The 22,800-nt window shown below is 72.0% G+C and carries 23 protein-coding genes; 16 read left to right on the top strand and 7 right to left on the bottom strand.

All coding sequences use genetic code 11. The annotated features are described in order from the left end of the window. Nucleotides 1–3: 3 nt before the first annotated feature. Genes BT341_RS02480 through tsaE form a run of 4 tightly spaced genes read left to right on the top strand, consistent with a single transcriptional unit; the run spans nt 4 to nt 3,795 of the window. Complete coding sequence (locus tag BT341_RS02480) at nt 4–1,095, top strand: ABC transporter ATP-binding protein (RefSeq protein ID WP_072474720.1); 1,092 nt, start codon at nt 4–6, stop codon at nt 1,093–1,095. 29 nt (nt 1,096–1,124) lie between these two features. Then, nucleotides 1,125–2,240, top strand: coding sequence for an alanine racemase (gene alr / locus BT341_RS02475; protein WP_072474719.1), 1,116 nt, complete (start codon nt 1,125–1,127; stop codon nt 2,238–2,240). Beyond that, on the top strand, nt 2,237–3,334 hold the full coding sequence (locus BT341_RS02470; protein WP_072474718.1) for an alpha/beta fold hydrolase: 1,098 nt from the start codon (nt 2,237–2,239) through the stop codon (nt 3,332–3,334). Before alr ends, BT341_RS02470 begins: the two co-directional genes overlap by 4 nt. Beyond that, the gene (tsaE, locus tag BT341_RS02465; RefSeq protein ID WP_072481745.1) at nt 3,331–3,795 is read left to right on the top strand and encodes a tRNA (adenosine(37)-N6)-threonylcarbamoyltransferase complex ATPase subunit type 1 TsaE; all 465 of its coding nucleotides are present in this window, start codon (nt 3,331–3,333) and stop codon (nt 3,793–3,795) included. The genes BT341_RS02470 and tsaE overlap by 4 nt, the downstream gene beginning before the upstream one ends. 15 nt (nt 3,796–3,810) lie before the next feature. On the opposite strand, the gene BT341_RS02460 is transcribed toward tsaE, so the two are convergent. Beyond that, nucleotides 3,811–5,142 carry a carboxyl transferase domain-containing protein gene (locus BT341_RS02460; RefSeq protein WP_072474717.1) on the bottom strand — a complete coding sequence of 444 codons (1,332 nt, stop codon included), beginning with the start codon at nt 5,140–5,142 and terminating at the stop codon, nt 3,811–3,813. Then, nucleotides 5,135–6,559, bottom strand: coding sequence for an acyl-CoA synthetase (locus BT341_RS02455; RefSeq protein WP_072474716.1), 1,425 nt, complete (start codon nt 6,557–6,559; stop codon nt 5,135–5,137). The genes BT341_RS02460 and BT341_RS02455 overlap by 8 nt, the downstream gene beginning before the upstream one ends. Nucleotides 6,560–6,759: 200 nt before the next feature. Between BT341_RS02455 and tsaB the strand changes: the two genes are divergently transcribed. From tsaB to tsaD, 3 genes are read left to right on the top strand one after another with little or no spacing between them, the layout of a single operon-like run. After that, the gene (gene tsaB, locus BT341_RS02450; protein WP_072474715.1) at nt 6,760–7,425 is read left to right on the top strand and encodes a tRNA (adenosine(37)-N6)-threonylcarbamoyltransferase complex dimerization subunit type 1 TsaB; all 666 of its coding nucleotides are present in this window, start codon (nt 6,760–6,762) and stop codon (nt 7,423–7,425) included. Then, nucleotides 7,422–7,901 carry a ribosomal protein S18-alanine N-acetyltransferase gene (gene rimI, locus BT341_RS02445; RefSeq protein ID WP_072474714.1) on the top strand — a complete coding sequence of 160 codons (480 nt, stop codon included), beginning with the start codon at nt 7,422–7,424 and terminating at the stop codon, nt 7,899–7,901. The genes tsaB and rimI overlap by 4 nt, the downstream gene beginning before the upstream one ends. Then, nucleotides 7,901–8,947, top strand: a complete 1,047-nt coding sequence (gene tsaD / locus BT341_RS02440) for a tRNA (adenosine(37)-N6)-threonylcarbamoyltransferase complex transferase subunit TsaD (RefSeq protein WP_072474713.1) — start codon at nt 7,901–7,903, stop codon at nt 8,945–8,947. Before rimI ends, tsaD begins: the two co-directional genes overlap by 1 nt. A gap of 9 nt (nt 8,948–8,956) precedes the next feature. On the opposite strand, the gene wecB is transcribed toward tsaD, so the two are convergent. From wecB to BT341_RS02425, 3 genes are all read right to left on the bottom strand, one after another. Then, nucleotides 8,957–10,108: a non-hydrolyzing UDP-N-acetylglucosamine 2-epimerase gene (wecB, locus tag BT341_RS02435; protein WP_072474712.1), complete on the bottom strand. Its 1,152-nt coding sequence runs from the start codon at nt 10,106–10,108 to the stop codon at nt 8,957–8,959. Nucleotides 10,109–10,223: 115 nt separating this feature from the next. Beyond that, nucleotides 10,224–10,403, bottom strand: coding sequence for an LPXTG cell wall anchor domain-containing protein (locus BT341_RS02430; RefSeq protein ID WP_072474711.1), 180 nt, complete (start codon nt 10,401–10,403; stop codon nt 10,224–10,226). 11 nt (nt 10,404–10,414) lie between these two features. After that, nucleotides 10,415–11,185 (bottom strand): choice-of-anchor protein CoaP, encoded by a 771-nt coding sequence (locus tag BT341_RS02425; RefSeq protein WP_072474710.1) that lies wholly within the window; start codon nt 11,183–11,185, stop codon nt 10,415–10,417. Nucleotides 11,186–11,545: 360 nt separating this feature from the next. Between BT341_RS02425 and xrtP the strand changes: the two genes are divergently transcribed. Beyond that, nucleotides 11,546–12,055 (top strand): exosortase P, encoded by a 510-nt coding sequence (gene xrtP / locus BT341_RS02420; RefSeq protein ID WP_177328721.1) that lies wholly within the window; start codon nt 11,546–11,548, stop codon nt 12,053–12,055. Then, nucleotides 12,052–13,428, top strand: coding sequence for an XrtP-associated glycosyltransferase (locus BT341_RS02415; protein WP_072474709.1), 1,377 nt, complete (start codon nt 12,052–12,054; stop codon nt 13,426–13,428). The genes xrtP and BT341_RS02415 overlap by 4 nt, the downstream gene beginning before the upstream one ends. A gap of 25 nt (nt 13,429–13,453) precedes the next feature. Here the strand turns inward: BT341_RS02415 and BT341_RS02410 are convergent, their stop codons facing one another. After that, nucleotides 13,454–15,325 (bottom strand): N-acetylmuramoyl-L-alanine amidase, encoded by a 1,872-nt coding sequence (locus tag BT341_RS02410; protein ID WP_072474708.1) that lies wholly within the window; start codon nt 15,323–15,325, stop codon nt 13,454–13,456. Between the two features lie 328 nt (nt 15,326–15,653). Between BT341_RS02410 and groES the strand changes: the two genes are divergently transcribed. Then, the gene (gene groES, locus BT341_RS02405) at nt 15,654–15,947 is read left to right on the top strand and encodes a co-chaperone GroES (protein WP_004559922.1); all 294 of its coding nucleotides are present in this window, start codon (nt 15,654–15,656) and stop codon (nt 15,945–15,947) included. A gap of 98 nt (nt 15,948–16,045) precedes the next feature. Further along, nucleotides 16,046–17,659, top strand: a complete 1,614-nt coding sequence (gene groL, locus BT341_RS02400; protein ID WP_072474707.1) for a chaperonin GroEL — start codon at nt 16,046–16,048, stop codon at nt 17,657–17,659. 119 nt (nt 17,660–17,778) lie between these two features. Here the strand turns inward: groL and BT341_RS02395 are convergent, their stop codons facing one another. Further along, nucleotides 17,779–18,081 (bottom strand): WhiB family transcriptional regulator, encoded by a 303-nt coding sequence (locus BT341_RS02395; RefSeq protein WP_033261506.1) that lies wholly within the window; start codon nt 18,079–18,081, stop codon nt 17,779–17,781. A gap of 248 nt (nt 18,082–18,329) precedes the next feature. On the opposite strand from BT341_RS02395, the gene BT341_RS02390 reads away from it, so the two are divergent. The 5 genes from BT341_RS02390 to BT341_RS02370 all read left to right on the top strand — a co-directional run bounded on the left by BT341_RS02390 (nt 18,330) and on the right by BT341_RS02370 (nt 22,780). Next, nucleotides 18,330–19,235: a MerR family transcriptional regulator gene (locus BT341_RS02390; protein ID WP_177329036.1), complete on the top strand. Its 906-nt coding sequence runs from the start codon at nt 18,330–18,332 to the stop codon at nt 19,233–19,235. 56 nt (nt 19,236–19,291) lie between these two features. Then, nucleotides 19,292–20,146: a hypothetical protein gene (locus BT341_RS02385; protein ID WP_072474705.1), complete on the top strand. Its 855-nt coding sequence runs from the start codon at nt 19,292–19,294 to the stop codon at nt 20,144–20,146. A 131-nt stretch (nt 20,147–20,277) separates the two neighbouring features. Further along, on the top strand, nt 20,278–20,874 hold the full coding sequence (locus tag BT341_RS02380; protein ID WP_003073605.1) for a response regulator transcription factor: 597 nt from the start codon (nt 20,278–20,280) through the stop codon (nt 20,872–20,874). Nucleotides 20,875–21,262: 388 nt separating this feature from the next. Continuing rightward, the gene (locus BT341_RS02375) at nt 21,263–21,835 is read left to right on the top strand and encodes a sigma-70 family RNA polymerase sigma factor (RefSeq protein ID WP_072474704.1); all 573 of its coding nucleotides are present in this window, start codon (nt 21,263–21,265) and stop codon (nt 21,833–21,835) included. After that, nucleotides 21,836–22,780: an anti-sigma-D factor RsdA gene (locus tag BT341_RS02370; protein WP_072474703.1), complete on the top strand. Its 945-nt coding sequence runs from the start codon at nt 21,836–21,838 to the stop codon at nt 22,778–22,780. Nucleotides 22,781–22,800 lie beyond the last annotated feature (20 nt).

Below are 22,800 nucleotides of genomic sequence, written 5' to 3'. Positions count from 1 at the left end.
CCGATGGCTTCCATCACCTACGACAAGGCGACCCGGCGCTACCCCGGTGCCGAGCGCCCCGCGGTCGACGCGCTGGACCTGGAGATCGCCGACGGCGAGTTCCTCGTGCTGGTCGGCCCGTCCGGCTGCGGCAAGTCGACCAGCCTGCGCATGCTCGCCGGCCTCGAGGACATCGACGAAGGCGCCGTCTGGATCGGCGACCGCGACGTCACGCAGCTCCCGCCGCGCTCGCGTGACATCGCCATGGTGTTCCAGAACTACGCGCTGTACCCGCACATGACGGTCGCGCAGAACATGGGCTTCGCGCTGAAGATCGCCGGCCGCCCCGCGTCCGAGATCAAGCAGAAGGTCCTGGAAGCCGCGAAGCTGCTCGACATCGAGCAGTACCTCGACCGGAAGCCGAAAGCGCTCTCCGGTGGTCAGCGCCAGCGTGTCGCGATGGGCCGGGCGATCGTGCGCGAGCCGCAGGTCTTCCTCATGGACGAGCCGCTGTCGAACCTCGACGCGAAGCTGCGCGTGTCGACGCGTACGCAGATCGCCGCGCTTCAGCGCCGCCTCGGCGTCACGACCGTGTACGTCACGCACGACCAGGTCGAGGCCATGACGATGGGTGACCGCGTCGCCGTGCTGTCGGACGGCCTGCTGCAGCAGTGCGACACCCCGCGCGCGCTGTACGACCGGCCCGCAAACGCTTTCGTCGCCGGGTTCATCGGCTCGCCGGCGATGAACCTCGTGACCGCGAAGCTGACGGCCGACGGTGCCGAGCTGGGCGGCGGCAGCGTGGCGCTGACTCGCGAGGTCATCCAGGCCGCCGACGGCGACACGGTGACCCTCGGCTTCCGCCCCGAGTCGCTGGAAGTGGTCAGCGAGGGCCCCGACTCCGTGCCGATCAAGGTCGACCTGGTCGAGGAGCTCGGCTCGGACGCCTACGTCTACGGCAAGCTGGCCGAGACCGACGCCGAGGGCACGAAGTCCAACGTCGTGGCCCGCGTCGACCCGCGCACGCCGCCCGCCATGGGCGACACGCTGCACCTGCGGATCCGTCCCGACGAGCTGCACGTGTTCTCCGCCACCACGGGCGCACGCCTGCCCTGACCTCGGGTCATGGGAAACTGGGAGTCGCCATGACTCCCAGTTTCCCGCGCGCGCAGGTCGACATCGACCTCGACGCGATCCGCCACAACCTCACCCTGCTGGGCGCCCGCGCGCCCGGCGCCGAGGTGATGGCCGTGGTCAAGGCCGACGCCTACGGCCACGGCGCGCTGCCGGTGGCGCGCGCCGCGGTCGAGGCCGGGGCGAGCTGGCTCGGCACGTGCTCGCTCGGCGAAGCGCTCGCCCTGCGGGCCGCCGGGATCACCACCCGCCTGTTCAGCTGGCTCGACACCCCGGACGTCGACTTCGCGCCGGGCATCGAAGCCGACGTCGACCTCGCGGCCAGCTCGCTGGGTGAGCTACGCCGCATCGCCGCGGCCACGCCGGCGGGTACCCGGGCCCGTGTGCACCTCAAAATCGACACCGGCCTGTCGCGCAACGGCTGCCCGCCCGCCGCGTGGGCCGAGCTGGTCGCCGCGGCGGCCGCCGAACCGAGGGTCGAGGTCGTCGCGATCTGGTCCCACCTCGCGTGCGCCGACGAGCCGGCGCACCCGGCGACGGACCTGCAGGCCAAGCGCTTCGCCGAGGCCTACGACGTCGCCCGCGCCGCCGGGCTGGACCCGAAACGGCACCTGGCGAACTCCGCGGCGCTGCTCACCCGGCCGGACCTGCACTTCGACATCGTGCGCCCGGGCATCGCGATGTACGGGCTCAACCCGGTGCCGCAGGCCGAAGACCTGCGTCCGGCCATGACGTTCCGGTCGGCGGTCGCGCTGGTCAAGCGCATCGAGGCCGGGGAGTCGGTGTCGTACGGGCACACGTGGACCGCTTCGCGCGACACGAACCTCGCGCTGGTGCCGGCCGGCTATGCCGACGGCGTGCCGCGGTCGCTGTCCGGGCGGATGGACGTCTTCCTGGGCGGGCAGCGGCGTCCGGTGGCCGGACGGGTCTGCATGGACCAGCTGGTCGTCGACTGCGGCGACTACGTGCCCGCGGTCGGCGACGAGGTCGTCCTCTTCGGCGCCGGGACGCACGGCGAGCCGACCGCCCGGGAATGGGCCGACAAGCTGGGCACCATCGACTACGAGATCGTCACCTCGATGTACCGGCCGCGCGTGCGGCGCCGGTATCTGGGGGACCGGTCGTGACACCTTCACGACGACTGCTGGCCATCGCCGGCGGGGTCGGGGCACTGGCCACCGGGACCGCCGCCGCCATCGCCGTCGCCGCGCAGCAGCGGCGGCACAGTGAGGATCCGTACGTGGACGAGCCGCTGGGGGAGCTGAAGCCGGACCGTACTTCCACGGTCGCGGCCGAGGACGGCACGCCGCTTTCGGTCGAGGAGATCGACCCGGAAGACGGCGGCGAACCCGAACTGACTGTCGTGGGAGTACACGGCTTCGCGCTTTCGCGGCGCTGCTGGCATTTCCAGCGTCGCGACCTCGCGTCGCTTCGGCTGCCGCGCGTGCGTCAGGTGTACTACGACCATCGCAGCCACGGGCTGTCCGGCGCGGCTTCCGCCGAGACGTCCACGATCGAGCAGCTGGCCCGTGACCTCGACTGCGTCCTGCGGTCCGTGGTGCCCGAGGGACCGATCGTGCTGATGGGGCACTCGATGGGCGGCATGGTGATCATGGAGCTGGCCGCCGAGTTCCCCGAGCTGTTCGAAGACCGTGTGTGCGGCGTTGCTTTCATCGCGACGGCGGCGGGCGAAGTGGGCGCACGTGGGTTGCCGCGTTCGCTGCTCTCGAAGTACAACCCGTTGACGCGCGCGGCGGGCGGGCTCGCCGGCTGGCAGCCCGGGCTGGTGGAGTTCGTGCGCGCCGCGGGCGGGCAGCTGACGCGTCAGGCCGTGCGACGGCTGGCGTTCGGCAGCCGCGACGTCGCGCCGCGGCTCGTCGACTTCATGCTCGAGATGCTCGAAGTGACGCCGGTGCGCGGGCTGGTCAACTTCATCGACACCCTCGGCAGCCACAACCGCTATGCCGCGCTGGCCGGCCTGAAGCACGCGGAAGTGCTGGTCATCGGCGGCGACTCGGACCGGTTCACGCCGTTCTCGCACGCCGAGCGGATCGCCGCCGAGCTGCCCGACGCGGAGCTGGTGCGCGTCCGCGGCGCCGGGCACATGGTCCTGCTCGAGCAGCCGGAGCTGGTGAACAGTCATCTGATCGACCTCCTGCAACGCTGCTCCGGCGTGGACGGCGTGCCTACGTCCCGGCGAACCTGGTGGTGGCAGCGTTGACGTTCGTGTTCCCGACGCCCGAAGCGACGATGGACTTCGGTCGCGCGCTCGGCCGCGTCCTGCGTGCCGGTGACCTGGTCCTGTTGGCCGGGCCGCTCGGCGCCGGCAAGACGACGCTGACCCGCGGCATCGCCGAGGGGCTCGGCGTCGGCGGCCGCGTGAGCAGCCCGACGTTCGTCCTGGCCCGCGTCCACCCGGCGGGCGCCTCGGGCGTGCCGCTGGTACACGTGGACGCGTACCGGCTCGGCGGCGACCTCTCGCAGCTCGACGACCTGGACCTGGACACCGACCTCGAGCGCTCGGCGATCGTGGTCGAGTGGGGTGAAGGCGCGGCGGAGCGGCTGACGGACGACTACCTGGTGGTCCGGCTGGCCCGCCGCGAGGACGACGTCCGCGAGGTGACGCTCGAACCGCACGGCACCTGGACCGACCGGACCCCGGAACTCGCCAAGATGTCGTGAGCGGGAAACCGTGTGCTAACCCTGTTTCTCACTCACGACCGCGCGCGCCACACCCAGGTCCACGAGGTCCTGCGGCCGCAGGTGCAGCTGGTTGGCGATGGCCGGGACCTCCGAAGCCGGGCGCTTGAGGATGGCCGCCGCGGCCTCCGGGGACGTCACCGAGAAGTACGCGTCCGGCGCCACCCACGTCGACTCCGCCGCGGCGAACGCCAGCGCGCCGCCCGAGCCGCCTTCGCCGATCACCAGCGTCGTCACCGGGATCGATGCCGTCGCCACCGCCTCGAACATCGCCGCGATCGCGCCGCCCGCGCCCGCCTGCTCCGCGGCCGCGTCGTTGGCCGCACCCGGGGTATCGACCAGCGTCAGCACCGGAATGCCCAGGCGGGACGCCAGCCGCACCAAGCGCGCCGCCGTCCGGAAGCCCGCCGGTTGCGTGGGCGTGCCGCACTGGGCCGCGTACGCGATCGTCCGGCCGTCCCGCCAGCCGAAGCCGCAGGCCACACCCGGGTCGACGCCGCCGCAGCGGTCGCCGCTGATGTCCGCACGCCAGTCGAAGTACGCGTCGAGGTACTCGTGAGCGCGGGGCCGCCGCGGTGAACGCGCCGCCTCGACGGCTTCCCAGCCGGTCTCCGGCAGCGAAGCCGGCCGCAGGGCCGAGGGGGGCGGAGCCGCCGCCGACGAACGTGCGGTCAGCAGCCGCAGCCACCGCTCCAGGGTGCCGCCGAGCTCGTCCGGCGACACGATCGCGTCGACTTGTCCCCACTCGTACTTGGCCTCGGCCGTGTAAGCCTCCGGCGACCCGGGCGGCCGCACCCGCGAACCCGCGAAGCCGACCTGCGCTTCCGGCAGGGCGAGGATGACGTCGGCGCCCGCGCCGAGCGTCGCCCAGCCGCCGCCGGTCGTCGGATCGCGCAGCACCGAGATCTGCGGGATGCCCAGCGAACGCGTCAACGCCGACGCCCGCGCCACCCGCTGCAGCTGCATCAACGCGCGCATGCCCTGCTGCATGCGGCTGCCACCGGTGGCGACCAGCGAAACCACCGGCAGCCGGGCGTCGCGCGCGTGCGCGAACGCCGCCTCGATCCGGTCGCCGGTCCGCTGCCCGAGCGAGCCGCCGAGGAACCCGAACTCGAACGCGATCAGCACGGCCTCGACGTCGCCGATCTTCGCCGTCCCGCAGACGACCGACTCCTTCTCGCCGGTGCGCTCTTCCGCATCCGCGCGTGCTTCGCGGTAACCCGGCCAGCCGATCGGGCCGTCGGCCGGCTCGTCGCGCAGCGGGGTGGGGAACTCCGCGAAGCCGTTCGCGATCGCGCCGACGACTTCGCGCGCCGGCAGCCTAGGCACCGAGCGCCCGCTTCATGACCTTGCCCATGTCGTTGCGCGGCAAGGCATCCAGGTACCGGACGACCCGCGGGCGCTTGTGCGGCGCGAGCAGCTTGGCGACGTGGTCGGCCAGTTCCCCGGCGGACGGTGGTTCGCCGCTGGGCACGATCCACGCGACGATCCGCTCGCCGAGGTCGTCGTCCGGCTCGCCGGTGACGGCCGCTTCGGCGACGCCGGGGTGTTCGAGCAGCGCGTTTTCGATCTCGCCGGCACCGATCTTGTAGCCGCCGCTCTTGATCAGGTCGGTGGCCTTGCGCCCGACGATCTTGACGTACCCGTCGGCGTCGCGCGTGGCCATGTCGCCGGTGCGGAACCAGCCGTCGTCGAACGCGGCCGCGGTGGCGTCCGGGCGGTTGAGGTACTCGGTGAACAGGTTCGGCCCGCGCACCTGGATCTCGCCGACCGTCTCGGGGTCGTCGACGACCTCGCCGTCCTCGCCGACCAGCCGCAGTTCGACGCCCCGCAGCGGCACGCCGACCGTGCCCGGCTTGCGTTCGCCGTCCGCGCGGACGCTGGTGTTCATCAGCGTCTCGGTCATGCCGTAGCGCTCGACGACCTGCTGGCCGGTCGCCGCGGTGATCCGCTGGTGGTCGTGCACCGGCAGCGCCGCGGAGCCGGAGACGAGCAGCCGCGCGGCCCGCAGCGCGTCCGCCAGCGCGGGGTTCGTGCCGACTTCGCCGGCGATGCGGTGGTACATCGTCGGGACGCCGAACAGCATGGTCGCGCCGTTCGCCAGCTCGTGCGCGACACCTTCGGGGGAAAAGCGGCCGAGGTGACGCACCGAGCCGCCCCGGCGCAGCGGCCCGAGGATGCCGAGGATCAGGCCGTGCACGTGGAACAGCGGGAGGGCGTGCACGAGGACGTCGTCGGCGGTCCAGCCCCAGGCGTCCTCGAGGGCGTCGAGCGTGGTCGCGAGCGCGCGGCGGGGGAGGACGACCCCCTTGGGCGGCCCGGTGGTGCCCGACGTGTAGACGATCAAGGCCGGCGCCTCGGGGTCGGGTTCGTCCGCGATAGGTGTCTTCTCGCCGGTCAGCGGGATGTCCCGGCGCGGGAGGCCGGCCAGCCCGGGGGGCAGCTCGGCGCCCGGTTCGGCCAGCACGAGCGCGGGGTCGCTGTCGGCGAGGATGTGCGCGAGCTCACGCTCGCCGATCTTCGGGTTGAGCGGCACGGCCGGGACACCGGCGAGCAGCGCGGCGACGACGGCCACGCTGGTGTGCACGGTCGGCGTCGCCCACACCGCGACCCGGCGCGGCGGAAGCTCACGGGCGAGGTCGCCGGCGACGGCGGCGAGGTCGGCGTAGGTGAGGGCGTGGTCGCCGAAGCGCAGGGCTTCGCGGCCGGAACCGTCGGCGAGGGCGGGGAACAACGGGGCGGGCACCGCGGGGACCTCCCAGAGTCGGACTCCATCCGCACGTTACCAATCCGGCCGAAAGCGGGCGGATACGTTTCGCGGCCGATCGACGCGAGGCGCCGGTTTCCGCCGTGACTGCTGCCGGATGGGTAACGAACGGCACAGTACCCTGCGGATCCGTCCCCTGCAGCGAGCTGCCGAAGGCCCTGGTCGTAGGCTGGGACACCGTGTTGGTACTGGCGATCGATACCTCGACCCCGGCGGTGACCGCGGGCGTCGTCGCGGTGGACGGCGACGGTGTCGAAACGCGGGGTGACCGCGTCACGGTCGACCCGCGCGCCCACGGCGAGCTGATCATGCCGCACGCGCTGGCCGCCACCGAAGCCGCCGGTGTCACTCTCAAGCAGCTCGACGCGATCGTCGCCGGGGTCGGTCCCGGTCCCTTCACCGGCCTGCGTGCCGGGATGGCCACCGCTGCCGCGCTCGGCCACGCCCTCGGGATCCCGGTGTACCCCGTCTGCAGCCTCGACGCGCTGGCCGCCGACGTCGTCCCCGGCAGCAGTCCCTTCCTCGTCCTCACCGACGCGCGCCGCCGCGAGGTCTACTGGGCCGCCTACGACGCCGCCGGGAACCGGACCGACGGCCCGCACGTGCAGCGTCCGGCCGACCTCGAGACCGGCGTCAAGGTCGCGGCCGGTGACGGTGCCCTGCTGTACGCCGCCGCGCTCGACGTCCAGCCGATCGAGCCGCGTTTCCCGTCGCCCGCCGGGCTGGTGAAGGCCGCTCGCGCCGCGTTGCTGGCGAAGGCGACTCCGGCGCCGCTGACGCCGTTGTACCTGCGCCGTCCCGACGCCGCCGAGCCCGCGGCGCCGAAACGGGTGACCGTGCCGTGAGACTCGAGCCGCTGCGCCGCCGGGACATCGCCCGGTGCGTCGAGATCGAGCAGATCCTCTTCCCCGGCGACGACCCGTGGAGCGCCCGCGCGTTCCACTCCGAGCTGGACGCGGGCCACTTCTACCTGGCCGCGCGCCCGGACGAGAGTGACGAGCTGCTCGGGTACGCCGGGCTCGCCGTCGTCGGGCGCCGCCGCGGCGAGTACGAGGCGACCGTGCACACGATCGGCGTCGCCCCCGAGTACCAGGGCCAGGGCATCGGCAAGGCGCTGCTGCGGGCGCTGCTGGCGCGGGCCGACGAGGTCGAGGCACCGGTCTTCCTCGAGGTCCGAACGGACAACGACCCGGCGCTCGCGCTGTACGAGAGCCACGGCTTCGAACGGCTCGGCATCCGGAAGCGCTACTACCAGCCTTCCGGCGCCGATGCGTACACGATGGTCCGCCCGGCGCGGACGCGAGACGAGGTGGCGGGCTGATGCCGCGCATCATCATGGGCATCGAGAGCTCGTGCGACGAGACCGGGGTCGGCCTGGTCCGCCTGCACGACGACGGCACGGTCGAGCTGCTCGCCGACGAGGTCGCCTCCAGCGTCGAGCAGCACGCCCGCTTCGGTGGCGTGGTACCGGAAGTCGCCAGCCGCGCGCACCTGGAGGCGATGGTCCCGACGACTTCGCGCGCCTTCGACCAGGCCGGGCTGAAATTGTCCGATGTGGACGCCATCGCGGTCACGGCGGGGCCGGGCCTGGCGGGTGCGCTGCTCGTCGGCGTCTCGGCGGCGAAGGCCTACGCGGCGGCGCTGGACGTGCCGCTCTACGGCGTCAACCACCTGGCCGGGCACATCGCGGTCGACACGCTGCAGCACGGGCCGCTGCCCACGCCGTGCCTGGCGCTGCTGGTTTCCGGCGGGCACACGCAGCTGCTGCGCGTCGACGACATCGCGTCGCGGATCACCGAGCTCGGGTCCACTGTGGACGACGCGGCGGGCGAGGCGTACGACAAGGTCGCGCGCGTGCTCGGCCTGCCGTACCCGGGCGGCCCGCCGATCGACAAGGCGGCCGGGAACGGAAATCCGGCGGCGATCGCGTTCCCGCGTGGCATGACGGGCCCGCGTGACGCGAAGAACGACTTCTCGTTCTCCGGTCTCAAGACGGCGGTGGCCCGCTGGGTCGAAGGCGCGGCGCGGCGCGGGGAGGAGATCCCGGTGGACGACGTCGCGGCGTCGTTCCAGGAGTCCGTCGCGGACGTGCTGACGATGAAGGCGGTCCGCGCGGCGAAGGAGCAGGAGATCGGCACCATCGTGATCTCCGGCGGAGTCGCGGCGAACTCCCGGCTGTCCTCCCTGGCGGCCGAACGCTGTGCCGAGGCGGGAATCGAGCTGCGGGTGCCGCGGCCGAGGCTGTGCACGGACAACGGCGCGATGATCGCGGCACTGGGCGCGCACGTGGTGGCGGCCGGGCGCCCGACGGCGCCGCTGGACTTCAGCGCGAACCCGGCGTTGCCGGTCGAGGTCGTCTCGCTCTAGTACGACGGCCTACGAAGCCGCCGCGTGCTTGTGTGCGTGGCTGCCCACGCCCAGCAGTTCCTCGATCGCCGCGACCGCGAGAACCGCGGCATTGCCTTCGCCGTAAGGGTTTCCCACCTGCGCGGGACGCAGCTCGCCGCGCAGCAGCCGCGCCGCGGTGTCGGCGATGCGTTCGGTGTCCGTGCCCACCAGCCACGCGCAGCCGGCCTCGACGACCTCCATCCGCTCGGTGACGTCCCGCAGCACCAGCACCGGTGTGCCGAACGTCGGCGCCTCCTCCTGGATGCCGCCCGAATCCGTCAGCACCAGGGACGCCAGCCGCAGCGCCCGGACGAGGTCCGGGTACTCCAGCGGGTCGGTGACCGTCACCCGCGGCAGGCCACCCAGCGCCGCCTCGACCTGGGTGCGGACCTGCGGGTTCGGGTGGGCCGGGAACAGCACCTGCACGTCCGGGTGCTCGGCCACGATCAGCTGCACCGCCGCGAGGGTCCGCTCCAGCGGCTCGCCCCACGACTCGCGGCGGTGGGAAGTCACGAGCACCAGCCGTTCGCCCGCCTCCGCGATCTCCATTTCCAGCAATGCCAGTGCCGTGTCCCGCGCCGGGAGGTCGCGCGCGGCGATTTCCAGCACCGCGTCGACGACCGTGTTGCCCGTGACGGCGATCCGTTGCCGCGCAACGCCTTCCGCACGCAGCGCGGCGGCCGCCCCGAGGGTCGGGGCCAGGTGCAGGGCCGCCAGCCGGGACACCATCTGGCGCGCGCCTTCCTCGGGGAACGGCGCCGCCAGGTCGTGCGTGCGCAGCCCGGCTTCCAGGTGCACCACCGGGATGCCGAGCCAGAACGCGGCGAGCGCGCCGGCGAGTGTCGTCGTCGTGTCGCCCTGGACGACCAGCGCGGCCGGGGCGTGCCGGCGCAGCACGTCGTCGAGGGCGGGCAGCAGGCCGGCGACGAGCTCGGCCTGGCTGCCGGTGACGCGCGGGGGCACGTCCAGCCACGCATCCGCGGTCAGGCCGAACGGCTCCAGCGCCTGCTCGACCATGCCCGGGTGCTGGCCGCTGTGGACGAGGACCGGCCGCAGCGCCGGATGCGCGTCCAGAGCCAGTGCCAGCGGGGCCAGCTTCAGCGCTTCCGGCCGCGTGCCGGCCAGCAACATCACGTCCACTGCGCGGTGCTCCTTCTCCACATCGTCCAGTCTCCAGGAAAATTCCCCCCGGTGCGGCCGCCGGCGTGCGAGGGGCACACGCCGGCGGCCGCACCTCAACGAGGCCGCACGAGCCTCACTCCCGCGCCTGGGAGAGGCGGCGGTTGCGGCGGTGGACGGCGATCAGCGCGACGGTCCCGAGCAGGACCAGCAGCACGCCGAGGGCCAGCCACCACCCGATGTCGGCGCCGGTGGCCGCGAGGGTGCCCACGCCACCCCCGGCCACGCCGACGCCCGCGCCCGGCATCTTGTACATCCGCGCCTCGCTCAGGCCTGGGCGGAGCGGCGGCGGTAGACGCGGGTGCCGACCGGGATCGCGATCGCGCCGAGCAGGCCGAGCCCGATCCACAGGCCGGCGCCGGACGCCAGCGGCATCGGCGGCGCGGCCGGGCCGCACGTGGCCGACGACACGATCACGTCACCCGAGCCGAGCGCGTTGAGGCCCTCGCCGAGCAGCTTCACGTGGACGGCGTTGACCGTGAGGCTGCCGTCGCTGTTCTTGATCTGCTCGTTGAGGATGATCGTCGCGACGTTGATCGCGCCGAGACCCACCTTGATCTGCGTGTTCGCCGCCGGGGTGGAGTCGACCGCGCCGGCGCTGCCGAGGTTCGCGCCCACCAGCTGCGTGCTGCCCTCGACGCCCTTCTGCGTCGCGGTGCAGACGGCCTCGACGAGCTTGATGCCGACGGTGCCGAGGGCCGCCTTCAGCAGCGGCAGCCCGACGTCGGCGGTGCTCGCCTTCGCCGTCACCGCGCCGGAGTTGTCGTCGCGCTTGGCCTCGGTGTTGATCGCGCCGGCGGTGAGGATGCCGGTCAGGTCGACCTTGGCCAGGCTGTTGCTCGTCGGGCCCGCGGTGCTGGCGGCCGCGAACGGGCCCGCCTTCACCGCGTCCTGGCCGAGCAGCTTGACGTCGACCTTGGCGCCGTAGGCGGACCCGTCGCCGGGCGCGGCCGAAGCCGGGGTCGCGCCGGCGAGCACGACGCTCGCCACGACCGCGGCGAGCAGGCCGCCGCGGCGCACGAGGGAGCTCTTCTTCAACTGATCCTCCGAATTGAGTGAGTTTCCGGGGTTTCGCGTGACGGCGGCGCGGATCGAACCGGCTTGCCTCGACTCGGCACGCGAATCGACTATCGCGAAGTGCGGCCCGAATAGCACACAAAAATTCTCATTTCACCTGATCAGGTATAACCCGAGGGTGTTTACGCTGGTCGCGCACCACATCACTCGAACGGCGTAACAAGTTTGCACTCGATCGTGCCGAATGGGCCGCCGAAACCACCCCTCCGGGTGGAACGACCGGGTGACCATGACTTACGCTCGCCCGGGGGTCCGCAGCTTGATCGAAGAATCGACACCGAGAGGAACGTCGTGGCCGTAGCGAGCGCTCCGAATCGAGGCATGGCAAGATTTCCGCTGGTCATCGCGCTGAGCGCGCTCGCGGCCGCGGGTGCCGTGGTGGTGCTGGCCGAGCGGCTCTACCGCGAACTGGAAGTGCGCCTGGCGGGCGCGATCCTCGACGTCATCACTACATCGGGTGTTTATGTCGCCCCTGATCGGGAGACGGTCTACTTTGGGTTATCCAGCGCTACTCCATTCGGGTTGAGAATGACTCCGGAATGCTCTTCGGCGTTCCTTTTGCTCCCGCTGCTCGTTGTGACGATGCTCATGGTGTACTTCCGGCCGTCGAATGCGAAGCGGGTGTTCTTTTCGCTCGGCATTTCCACACTCGTGGTCGTGCTGGTGAACCAGTTGCGCATTCTCACCATCGTCGGGCTCGTGCACTGGTTCGGCACCGACGACGGCTACTACTGGGGGCACACGCTGCTCGGCTCGATGGTCAGCGTGCTCGGCGGCGCGGTCTCCCTCGTCCTGTTCGTCTGGCTCGCCACGCGGAAGCGCGCGGCATGAGCGTCAAGGTCCTCCTCGCGATCACGCAGGCGTTCGCGCTCACGATGAGCGTGGCCTTCCTCGTGTACGTCGTCCTGATCGTCGTGCCGTACCTGCGGCGCAAGCCGGGACCGGTCGGCGATCCGGCCGAGTTCACCTGGCACTTCTTCGTCCCCTGCCGCGACGAGCAGGCGGTCATCCGCGAGACGATCCGCTACCTGCGCACGACGTTCCGCAAGGCGCACGTCTGGGTCGTCGACGACGATTCCGAGGACCGCACCGCCCGCGTCGTCCGGATGCTGTGGCGGCGGCACGGCGGCTACGACCCGTACCTGCACCTCGTGCCGCGCGTGCGGCCCGAGGCCCGGACCGGCAAGGGCGACGCGCTCAACGCCGCCTACCGGGCGCTGAACGAGTGGATGGGCCCGGACGCGCGCCGCGACGACGTCGTCGTGGTGGTCGTCGACGCCGACGGCCGCCCGGCCCCGAACTGCCTGGAGGTCTGCGCGGCGCCGCACCTGTTCGGCGACCCGGAGATCGGCGCGGTGCAGCTGGACGTCCGGATGAGCAACGTCGGGACGCCGCCGCCGTCGCGGACCGCGGTGGGGCGCTGGTTCGGGCTCAAGCTCGCGCAGCTGCAGGACCTGGAGTTCCGCACGGCGATCGCGGCGATCCAGACCTCGCGCGGGTTCACCGGCACGATCTCCATGGGCGGCAACGGCCAGTTCACCCGGCTCACCGCGCTCGACTCGATCGCGGGCGGCGACCAGCAGCCGTGGCGCGGCTCGCTGCTGGAGGACTTCGAGCTCGGCGTCCACCTGCTGACGGCGGGCTGGCGCACCGGGTTCACGCCGGATTCCCATGTGGCGCAGGAGGGGCTGTACAGCCTGCGGCGGTTCCTGGTGCAGCGCACGCGGTGGGGCCAGGGCACGATGCAGTGCGGCCGGTACCTGCGCCGGATCTGGGACTCGCCGCACGTCAGCACGCTCGGGGCGGCGGAGATGATGTACTACCTCGCCCAGCCGTGGCTGCAGCTGCTCGGCTCGCTGCTGTACCCGATCCCGTTCGTGCTGCTGGTGGTGGGCACGGCGGGCGACCCGGGGCAGATGTGGACGTGGTTCACCGGCGGCGCCTGGATCCTGTTCGCGATCTACGGCTCGTTCGGGCTGCTGCCGTTCCTCGTCTGGGGCCCGATCTACCAGCTGAAGTGCCTGCGCAGCAGGAACGTCCTGCGCGGGCTCGGCATGGGCTTCGCGTACGCGGCGTACATCTACACGTTCTACGTGACGTCGTGGCGTGCGCTGTTCCGGCTGGTGCGCGGCCGCAACGGCTGGGCGAAGACGCGCCGCAACACCGAACGGGCGGCCGGGGCGAAGGTCGCGCTCGACGCGTGAGCGCGACCTCCGCCCGGACGTTCTCCTAGAACGCGGGCAGGATCCGGACGTCGTCGGCCTTGACGAACGCGATCCGGTGCCCGAACTGGATCTGGACGTACTTGAGCTTGCCCTTGACCACGACGTGGCCTGCCGGGTCGAAGGTCACCGCGTAGTAGTACTCCGAGCCGACCGTGCCGGCCGAGGAGTACTGCTGGCCGGCGGCCAGCGTGTAGGGCAGCGGCGTGATCGCCTGCACCGGCACGTTCGCCGGGTAGGCCTCGGGCTCGGGGTAGGCGCGGCCGTACACGGGCACGGTCGCGAGGCCCGGCTTCGGCGTCACGACCCACCCGAACGCGGGCTTGGCGACGCGGGCGTCGCGCGGGTTGTGGAACCAGCCCTTCTGGCCGAGGTACCAGATCGCCGTCCAGTCGCCCCGGACTTCGGCGACGGCGTACTGCTGCCCGGTGGCGACGCGGCTGCCGACGTCGGCGACGTCCATCGTGGACGCCGAGCCGTCGGGATGCAGACCGGCGTCCTTCAGCAGCGGCGCGGTTTCACTCGGCTCGGAGTGCAGCACGACGGCTTCGGAACCCCGTGGCGCGCACGGCCGGCCCGCGGTGTCGCACCCGGTGAACACGGGCTGGTTCCTGGCGAAGTCCGGGTCGATGGTGACCAGCGACGAGCCCGGCAGGCCGAACCCGCCCAGCGGCGCGCCCAGCAGGTCGAAGTAGTGCGACCAGTCCCAGTAGGGGCCCGGGTCCCAGTGCATGCCCTTGATCGTCGACGGGACAGTGCCGGGCACGTTGTCGTGGCCGATGATGTGCGCCCGGTCGAGCGGGATGCCGTACTTGCGCGCGAGGTAGCCGACGAGCTTCGCGCTCGAGCGGTACATCGCTTCGGTGTACCAGGTGCCCTTCGCGGCGAAGCCCTCGTGCTCGATGCCGATGGACTTCGAGTTGACGTACCAGTTGCCGGCGTGCCAGGCGACGTCCTTCGTCGGCACGTGCTGCGCGATCAGGCCGTCGTTCGAGCGGACGGTGTAGTGCCAGCTCACGTACGTCGGGTCCTGCGCGAGCTTGAGGACGCTGTCCCAGTAGCCCTCGGTGTCGTGGATGACGATGTGGTCGATCTTCTGGCTCACCGGCCGGTCGGCCAGGTCGTGGTTGCCGTAGTCGTCGCCCGGCAGCTGCTGGTACGGCGCCGGGACCGACTCGCAGGCCACGGTTCGCGGGCACTCGACGTCCGCGGGGTTCGCGGCGCGCCGCGGCAGCGGGATGTCCGGGGTCGCGGCGAGGGTGATCTGCTGGCCGTCGTCGGTGGTCCGGCTCACGCCGCTCTTGATGGTCTCGAAGACCTCGTCGGCGAAGGCGTTGGCGGCGGTCTGGTCCGTGGAGCCGCTGTAGCGGGCGACGGCGTCGTACCAGTCCGTCGTTCCGGCGTGGTACTTCGCCAGCAGGGCTGCGCCGCCTCGGATGTTCTCGGCGGGGTTGGTGCGGAGGGTCGCGGCGTCGGTGCCGATGAGCTTCGCCGCTTCGTCGACGGTCTGCAGTCCCTCGGGCGGGGCGGCGGGGCCCGCCTGGGGGTGCAGTGCCGGACGGGCGTCGTCGCCGCGTGGGTCTTCGGTGCCTTCGTCGTGGTGGCTCGTCGCCGCGCCGGCTTCGCGGACGTCCGTCAGGTGCATCGGGCCGTAGCCTGCCGACGTGCTCGGCGTGCCGCCGTGGACGTCCCAGCGGGACTCCAGGTACGAGACGCCGAGGAGGACGTTCTCCGGGACGCCGAACTCCTTCGCCGCGGCGGCGAAGTCGTGTTGCCGTTGGTCCTGGGTTGCCGATTGGGCCGGTGCGGCGGCCAGCCCGGCCGTCAGGGCGATGGCGGCCGCCAGGAACGCCGTTCTGTGGAGGGGATGGGAGGACATGGGCATAAACCCCCAGGGTTCAGGTGCCAGGTGGTGAGAACCTAACCCGAAACTCACGCTTGGGGTAAGGGCTTGTTCTCCCGCTCCTCGTCTCCGGTGCTGACCGCCGCCGGGCGCGGGAGGCCGGGCCACCGTGGGCGTCATGGCCGGTCAGGAACCCTGCGCGGGTGTTTCACACGGCCGTGGGGGCCCTCCTTGCACGACTGGCACTCACGTGGCTAGAGTGCTAATCGCACGGCCCGACACGCCCCGGCACCCGCGACGGCGGGGGTGGTAGGAGCCGTAAGTCATCCTGCCGACGCTTTCGACGACCGTGGAGGTCAACCCGGTGAGCGTGAACATCAAGCCGCTCGAGGACAAGATCGTTGTCCAGACGAGCGAGGCCGAGGAGACGACCGCTTCCGGCCTCGTCATCCCCGACACCGCCAAGGAGAAGCCCCAGGAGGGCAAGGTTCTGGCCGTGGGCCCGGGCCGGATCGACGACAAGGGCAACCGCGTCCCGCTGGACGTGAACGTCGGCGACGTCGTCATCTACTCGAAGTACGGCGGCACCGAGGTCAAGTACAACGGTGAGGACTACCTCATCCTGTCCGCCCGCGACGTGCTGGCCGTCATCAACTGACGTCCGCTCGCAGCGCAATGACGCCCCGGGCCCCGCACAAGCCGGGGGACGGGGCGTTCTTGCGTTTCAGACCCACCGAAAGGTAAGCGGAACTCGCTATGCCCAAGCAGATCAGTTTCGACGAGGACGCTCGTCGCGCGCTGGAGCGCGGGGTGAACAAGCTCGCCGACGCGGTCAAGGTCACCCTCGGCCCGCGCGGCCGCCACGTCGTGCTCGACAAGAAGTTCGGTGGCCCGACCATCACCCTCGACGGCGTGACCGTCGCCCGTGAGGTCGAGCTGGAGGACCCGTTCGAAAACCTCGGCGCGCAGCTCGCCAAGAGCGTCGCCACCAAGACCAACGACGTCGCCGGTGACGGCACCACCACCGCGACGGTGCTGGCGCAGTCGCTGGTGAAGCACGGCCTGAAGAACGTCGCGGCCGGGGCCAACCCGACCTCGATCGGCCGCGGCATCGAGGCCGCCGCGGAGAAGGTCATCGAGGTCCTCAAGGCCAAGGCCACCCCGGTCAAGGGCCGCGAGAACATCGCCCAGGTCGGCACCGTCACCTCGCGTGACGCCAACATCGGCGCCCTGCTCGGCGAAGCCGTCGAGAAGGTCGGCGAAGACGGCGTCATCACCATCGAGGAGTCGTCGACCCTGGCGACCGAGCTGGTGATCACCGAGGGCGTCCAGTTCGACAAGGGCTTCCTCTCGGCGCACTTCGCGACCAACCCCGAGGAGCAGAAGGCGATCCTCGAGGACGCCTACGTCCTGCTGCACCGCGAGAAGATCTCGGCGCTGGCCGACCTGCTGCCGGTGCTGGAGAAGGTCGTCGAGGCCAAGAAGCCGCTGCTGATCATCGCCGAGGACGTCGACGGCGAGGCGCTGTCGACCCTGGTGGTGAACTCGCTGCGCAAGACGATCACCGCCGTCGCGGTCAAGGCGCCGTTCTTCGGCGACCGCCGCAAGGCGTTCCTGGACGACCTCGCGGTCGTCACCGGTGGCGAGGTCATCTCCGCCGAGATCGGCCGCAAGCTGTCCGACGTCGACCTCGGCTCGCTCGGCAAGGCGCGCCGGATCGTCGTCACCAAGGACGACACCACGATCGTCGACGGCGCCGGCACCAAGGACGCCATCGCCGGGCGGGTCGCGCAGATCCGCAAGGAGATCGAGACGACCGACTCCGACTGGGACCGCGAGAAGCTGCAGGAGCGGCTCGCGAAGCTGGGCGGCGGCGTCGCGGTGATCAAGGTCGGCGCGGCCACCGAGACCGAGCTGAACGAGCGCAAGCACCGCATCGAGGACGCCGTGGCTTCGACCAAGGCGGCCGTCGAGGAGGGCATCCTGCCCGGCGGCGGCTCGGCGCTGGTCCACGCGGTCAAGGAGCTCGACGGCTTCCTCGGCCTCGAAGGCGACGAAGCGACCGGTGTCCGCATCGTGCGTGACGCGCTGACCGCCCCGCTGTTCTGGATCGCGACCAACGCGGGCCACGAGGGCGCGGTCATCGTCAACAAGGTGCAGGAGCAGGGCTGGGGGCAGGGCTTCAACGCCGCCACCGGCGAGCTGACCGACCTGCTGGCCGCCGGCATCGTCGACCCGGTCAAGGTGACCCGGTCCGCGGTGGCGAACGCCGCCTCGATCGCGCGTCTCGTGCTGACGACGGAGTCGTCGGTCGTCGAGAAGCCGGCCGAGGAAGAGCCCGCCGCGGCGGGCCACGGCCACTCGCACTGACGCAGTTCCACGAAACGGGGCGGCACCTCTGGCGGAGGTGCCGCCCCGTTCCCGTCCGGCCCGGAAAGCACGGAGGGCGGCACCCCACCCGGTGCCGCCCTCCGATGTCTGTGGCGCGCTCAGCCGCCGGACATGCTGAGCGCGCGCTTGTCGGACTTGATGATGTGCTCGCGTTCGGACTCCGAGAGCCCGCCCCAGATGCCGTACGGCTCGTGCACGGCGAGCGCGTGGCTGCGGCACATCTCCAAGACGGGACAGCTCAGGCAGACGGCCTTGGCTCTGGCCTCCCGCCGTGCCCGCGCCGGGCCGCGCTCGCCGTCCGGGTGAAAGAAGGACGCGCTGTCCATTCCCCGGCACGACCCCTCGAGCTGCCAGTCCCACATGTCGGCGTTGGGACCCGGGAGCCTGCGCGTGTCTGCCATCCTGACCGCCTCCGTCATTCGGTCGATGCCGCTAGCTGCTCTGCTGTGGTGCCGATACTCCATTCGGTGCAACGGCGGTAACGTTAGAAGCGCGCCAATAGTTGTTCAAGCGATCCGGCTCGATTCAGCCGTTAGGCATCCCCCGGATGTGTGAGCAGCGGTTTCGCCTCCGGTTGCCGACTCCGGTGGGTGCCTGGATATTGAGGCTCGTGGGAGCTGGGTCGGGCACCGAAGAACCCACCCTGCCGGTGGCCTCCGTCGCCCGCCGGCTCGGGGTCGCCCCGTCCACCCTCCGAACCTGGGACCGCCGCTACGGGCTGGGCCCCAGCCGGCACACCGACGGCCGTCACCGCCGTTACGGCAGCTCCGACATCGGCAGGCTGGAACTGATGCAGCGGGCGTTGCTGAGCGGGGCGTCGACGGCGGAGGCCGCGCGCTACGCCCTTGAGCAGATGCCGCGTTCCGGGCCGCCGCAGCCCGAAGAGCCGGGAGAGCCGCCGGGCGACCCGGTCGCCGACGACGGTCTCGAAGTCCGGTCCCGCCTGGCGCGCCGGCTGAGCACGGCGGCGCTGGCGATGGACGTCGGCGCGGTCCAGCGCATGCTCGCCGACACGATCGCGGAGCTGGGCGTCCTCCCGGCGTGGACGGGCGTGATCGAGCCGGTGCTGTCGGCACTGGGGGCGCGCTGGCGGGGCGCGAGCGCGGGCGCGGAAGTCGAGTACCTGCTGGCGGAGTGCGTGTTCGCGGCGCTGGTGCGGGCGACCCCGGTGCTCGACGAGCCCCGCAACACCCGCCCGGTGCTGCTGGGCTGCGTCCCGGAGGAGCGCGACACGATGCCGATGTACGCGCTGGCGGCGGCACTGGCCGGACGCCGGATCGGCGTCCAGCTGTTCGGCGTCCCGCTGCCGGCGGAGGTGCTGGCGGTGGCGGTCCGCCGCAGCGCCCCGGCGGCGGTGGTGCTGTGGGCGCACCGGCGAGCGGTGGCGGACACGCGGCTGTTCGCGCGGGTGTCCCGCGGCAGGCAGCGGAGCCGGTTGTTCGCCTGCGGCCCCGGCTGGGACCCGGCGACGCTGCCGGACAAGGTGGAGCTGCTGACGGACCTGCCGGGAGCGGCGGACCGCATCGAGCACGTGCTGGCCGGCGCACGCCGGTAGGCGCGGGTGCGCGGTTCCATCCGGTTTCTGTCGGTGGGACCCGCTAGAAAGGACGGGTGCACGAACCCGCCCTGAGGGCCGCCGCGTTCGGGGGCGATCCGCTGCCCGATCCCGTCGTCACGCGCCGCGCCCGTACTTCGCGGGAACGGCTGCTCGCCGCCGTCGTCCTCGGCGCTCAGGGCCGGTACGCCGCCGCCGCGAGCCTGCTCGGCCCGCTCCGGCGCGAGCGCGATCCGCTGCACGCCTCCCTCGCGGCCAGCACCCTCGCCGCGCACCGGCGGCAGCTCGGCGGGCACCGGGAAGCCCGCGCCCTCGATGGCGAGGCCCTCGCCCGCGCCGTCACTCTCGGGACCGAGCCCGACCCGGACGGCCTCGACGCCGCCGGGGCCCGTGCCGACGCGCTGCTCGGCCTCGCCGCCGACAACCTCGCCCTCGGGCGCCTGGGAGCCGCCCGGCGGCTGGCCGCCCGGGCCGCCGAGCAGCGCGCCGGCTGGCGGGCCTGCGTCCGCGGTGGCTGGGTCGGCGCCGAGATCGAGCTCGCCGCAGGTCAAGGGGCCGCCGCCGTGCCGCACGCCGAGCGCGCCTTCGAAACGGCGGTCGCGCGCGGTGCCCGGCGGCACGCCACGAAATCCGGGATTGTGCTGGCCGTCGCGCTGCTGGCCGCCGGAGCTCCCGATCACCGGAAGATTTCGGACGGTCTTGTCGGAAATGCGATGGCGACCGCCGAGGAATGCGAACTCCTTTCACTTTTGTGGCCGGCCGCACTCGTCATGGCCGACCTGCGCCCAGGACACGCCGAGGAGTATCGATTCAGAGTGGCAGAGGTGTTGCACGCAGTGTTACGAAGCGCAGATCCTTGCGGGAGGAGGGTCGCGGGGGAATCACCATGGGTGCCCGTCCCGGGTGGTTGAGCCGTCGGAATGGGGTGTTCCGGCATCCGGGCTAAGAAACTTCAAAAAAAGCCACCGGATCGTGTCAAGGTTCGGGCTAAAGCGTCCGATAGGGGAAGAGGAATGTCACCCGGCTGCAGGAAGGAAACCCCGTGACGACGGTCTTGATCTGCGACGACCGACGCAGTGTCCGTGAAGGGCTCACCCGAGTGATGTCCGCGGTCCCTGGGGTCAGTCGCATCGACTGCGTAGCGCACGGTGACGAGCTGCTGGCCCGGTACTCCCGTCAGCCCGTCGACGTCGTGCTGGTCGGGACGCAGCGCGCGGTCCCGACGGGTGTCGAAGCCACCCGGCGGCTCGTCTCGGCCAACCCCCAGGCGAACGTCATCGTCTTCGGCGCCCCGGACGACGCGGGCAGCATCGCCGCCGCGATCGCCGGCGGCGCGCGCGGCTACCTCCGCTGGGACGCGTCCCGGCCGGAGCTGGTCGCCGCGCTGGCCCACACCCTGGCGAGCACCTCGGTGCCCGCGCCCCGTCAGCCGTCCGACCCGGGCGTCCAGCTGACCGAGCGCGAGCTTCAGGTGCTTCGCGGGATGAGCCAGGGCAAGAGCAACGGCCAGATCGGCCGCGAGCTCTACCTGTCCGAGGACACGGTGAAGACCCACGCCCGGCGGCTGTTCCGCAAGCTCGGCGTGCGCGACCGCGCGCAGGCCGTGGCCCACGGCTTCCGTCGCGGCCTGGTCAGCTGACCTCTCCTCGCTCCCCGTTCCTGACACGGCCGGTATACAGGTGACGACGGGCCAGGGCGCACCGCCCTGGCCCGTACCCTTGTGGTCCCCATCACACTCCGGCGCCCTTCGGGGCAGCCCCCGGGCCGGAAGCCCGCCCGGGCACCCGTCCCTCCGACGGATCTCGTACCCGTGACGTCCTTCGCTCGTTGAATCGGCGACGTCGACCGCGGGTCGGCAGCACGATCCGTGTTTTCGCGGCTACCGAGGCCGCGGCACGCCCGGGAGCACCGCGCGCGCCGCCCCGAAGCGGACCGAAGGTACGGTAGCGGTCTCCGGCGCGCGGTGGAGGCGACCACGGGCCGGGTTCTTTGCCCACCTACACGTAACACTGGGACTGTTGTCTGCGATGGCCAATGTGGGGGATGGACTGGATGAGCCAGTCGCCGCTGCTGTCGAGGGAGATCCCCAGGCAGTGGAGCGGCTGCTGGCGGCTATCCGTCCACTGGTAGTGCGGTATTGCCGCGCCCGGGTTGGCAGGCAGGAGCGATCGTTCGCTTCGGCGGACGACGTTGCGCAGGAGGTGTGTCTCGCGGTGCTAACGGCATTGCCTTCGTACCGTGACCAAGGCCGCCCGTTCCTGGCGTTCGTCTACGGCATCGCCCAGCACAAGGTGGCCGACGCGCATCGCGCGGCGGCGCGCAACCGGGCCGAGCCGGTGGCCGAGATCCCCGACGAGATCGAGGGCGGGGTGGGCCCCGAGCAGCGGGCGCTGCAAGGTGAGCTGAACGAGCGGATGTCCCAGTTGTTGCAGGTGCTGCCGGACAAGCAGCGGGAGATCGTGGTGTTGCGCGTGGTCGTCGGCCTGTCGGCGGAGGAGACCGCGGACGCCGTGGGGTCGACCCCCGGCGCCGTCCGCGTCGCCCAGCACCGCGCCCTCGCGCGGCTGAGAAAGGTCCTGGCCGCGGAGGAGGTGATCTGAGTGACCGGTCACGAGAAGGGGTTCGAGCCGGACGACGTCTTCGGCAGTGGCCTGTCGGCGTCGGAGGCGGAGTTCGCCGCCGACCTGTCGGCCGTCCAGGCCGACGACGCGCTGCTCGACGCGCTCGGCGGGTCCGACCCGGCACTGGCCGACGGTCTCGGCGACCAGGAGCTCAACGCGTTGCTGGTGGCGTGGCGAAGAGACATCGACAGCGAGCCGCTGGCCGAGCTGGTCGACGTCGACACCGCCGTGCGGACCGTCACCACCGCCAACCTCGCGAAGAAGCACGCTTCGAGCGGACGCCGCCGCAGGCTGCTCGTCCCGGTCGCCGTCGCCGCCGCCGTGCTGGCGATCGCCTTCACCGGGACAGGGCTGGCCGCGCGCTCCGCGCAGCCGGGCGACACCCTGTGGGGCCTCGCGAAGGTCCTCTACTCCGACCACACCCGCTCGGTCGAGGCGGCCGCGAACGCGAAGCTCGACCTCGAAAAGGCGAACCTGGCCATCGCCGGCGGCAACCTCGCCGCCGCGCGCGAGGCCCTCGACGCCGCCCAGGCCGCGTTGTCGCAGGTCAGCGACGAAGACAACCGGGACCAGCTGCTGGAGCAGCACCGCCAGCTCGCTGCGCAGCTGCAGAAGCCGGACGCGCCGGTCCAGGGCCCGATCCAGACGTCGTCGCCGCAGGCGCCGCCCGGTGTCCCGTCGACGCAGGTGCCGCCGGCCGGCTCGGCGACGTCCATCCCGGGCAGCGGCAGCGGCACCACCAGCCTGCCGGGCACCGGGACGCCGACCCCGACACCCCCGCCGCCGACCACCACGCCGCCTCCGCCCACCACGACGCCGCCTCCGCCGACCACCACGGCCGCGAGTGGCAACGACCCGGGCACGAACACCGGCCGCAGCGAGTCGGCAGGCGGCGCCCAGCAGAGCGTCGGCGCGGGCCAGTAGGACCGAAGGACACGAAGAAG

It is taken from the genome of Amycolatopsis australiensis (assembly GCF_900119165.1).
GTDB lineage: Bacteria > Actinomycetota > Actinomycetes > Mycobacteriales > Pseudonocardiaceae > Amycolatopsis > Amycolatopsis australiensis.
This window is presented reverse-complemented; position numbering and strand designations above follow the sequence as displayed.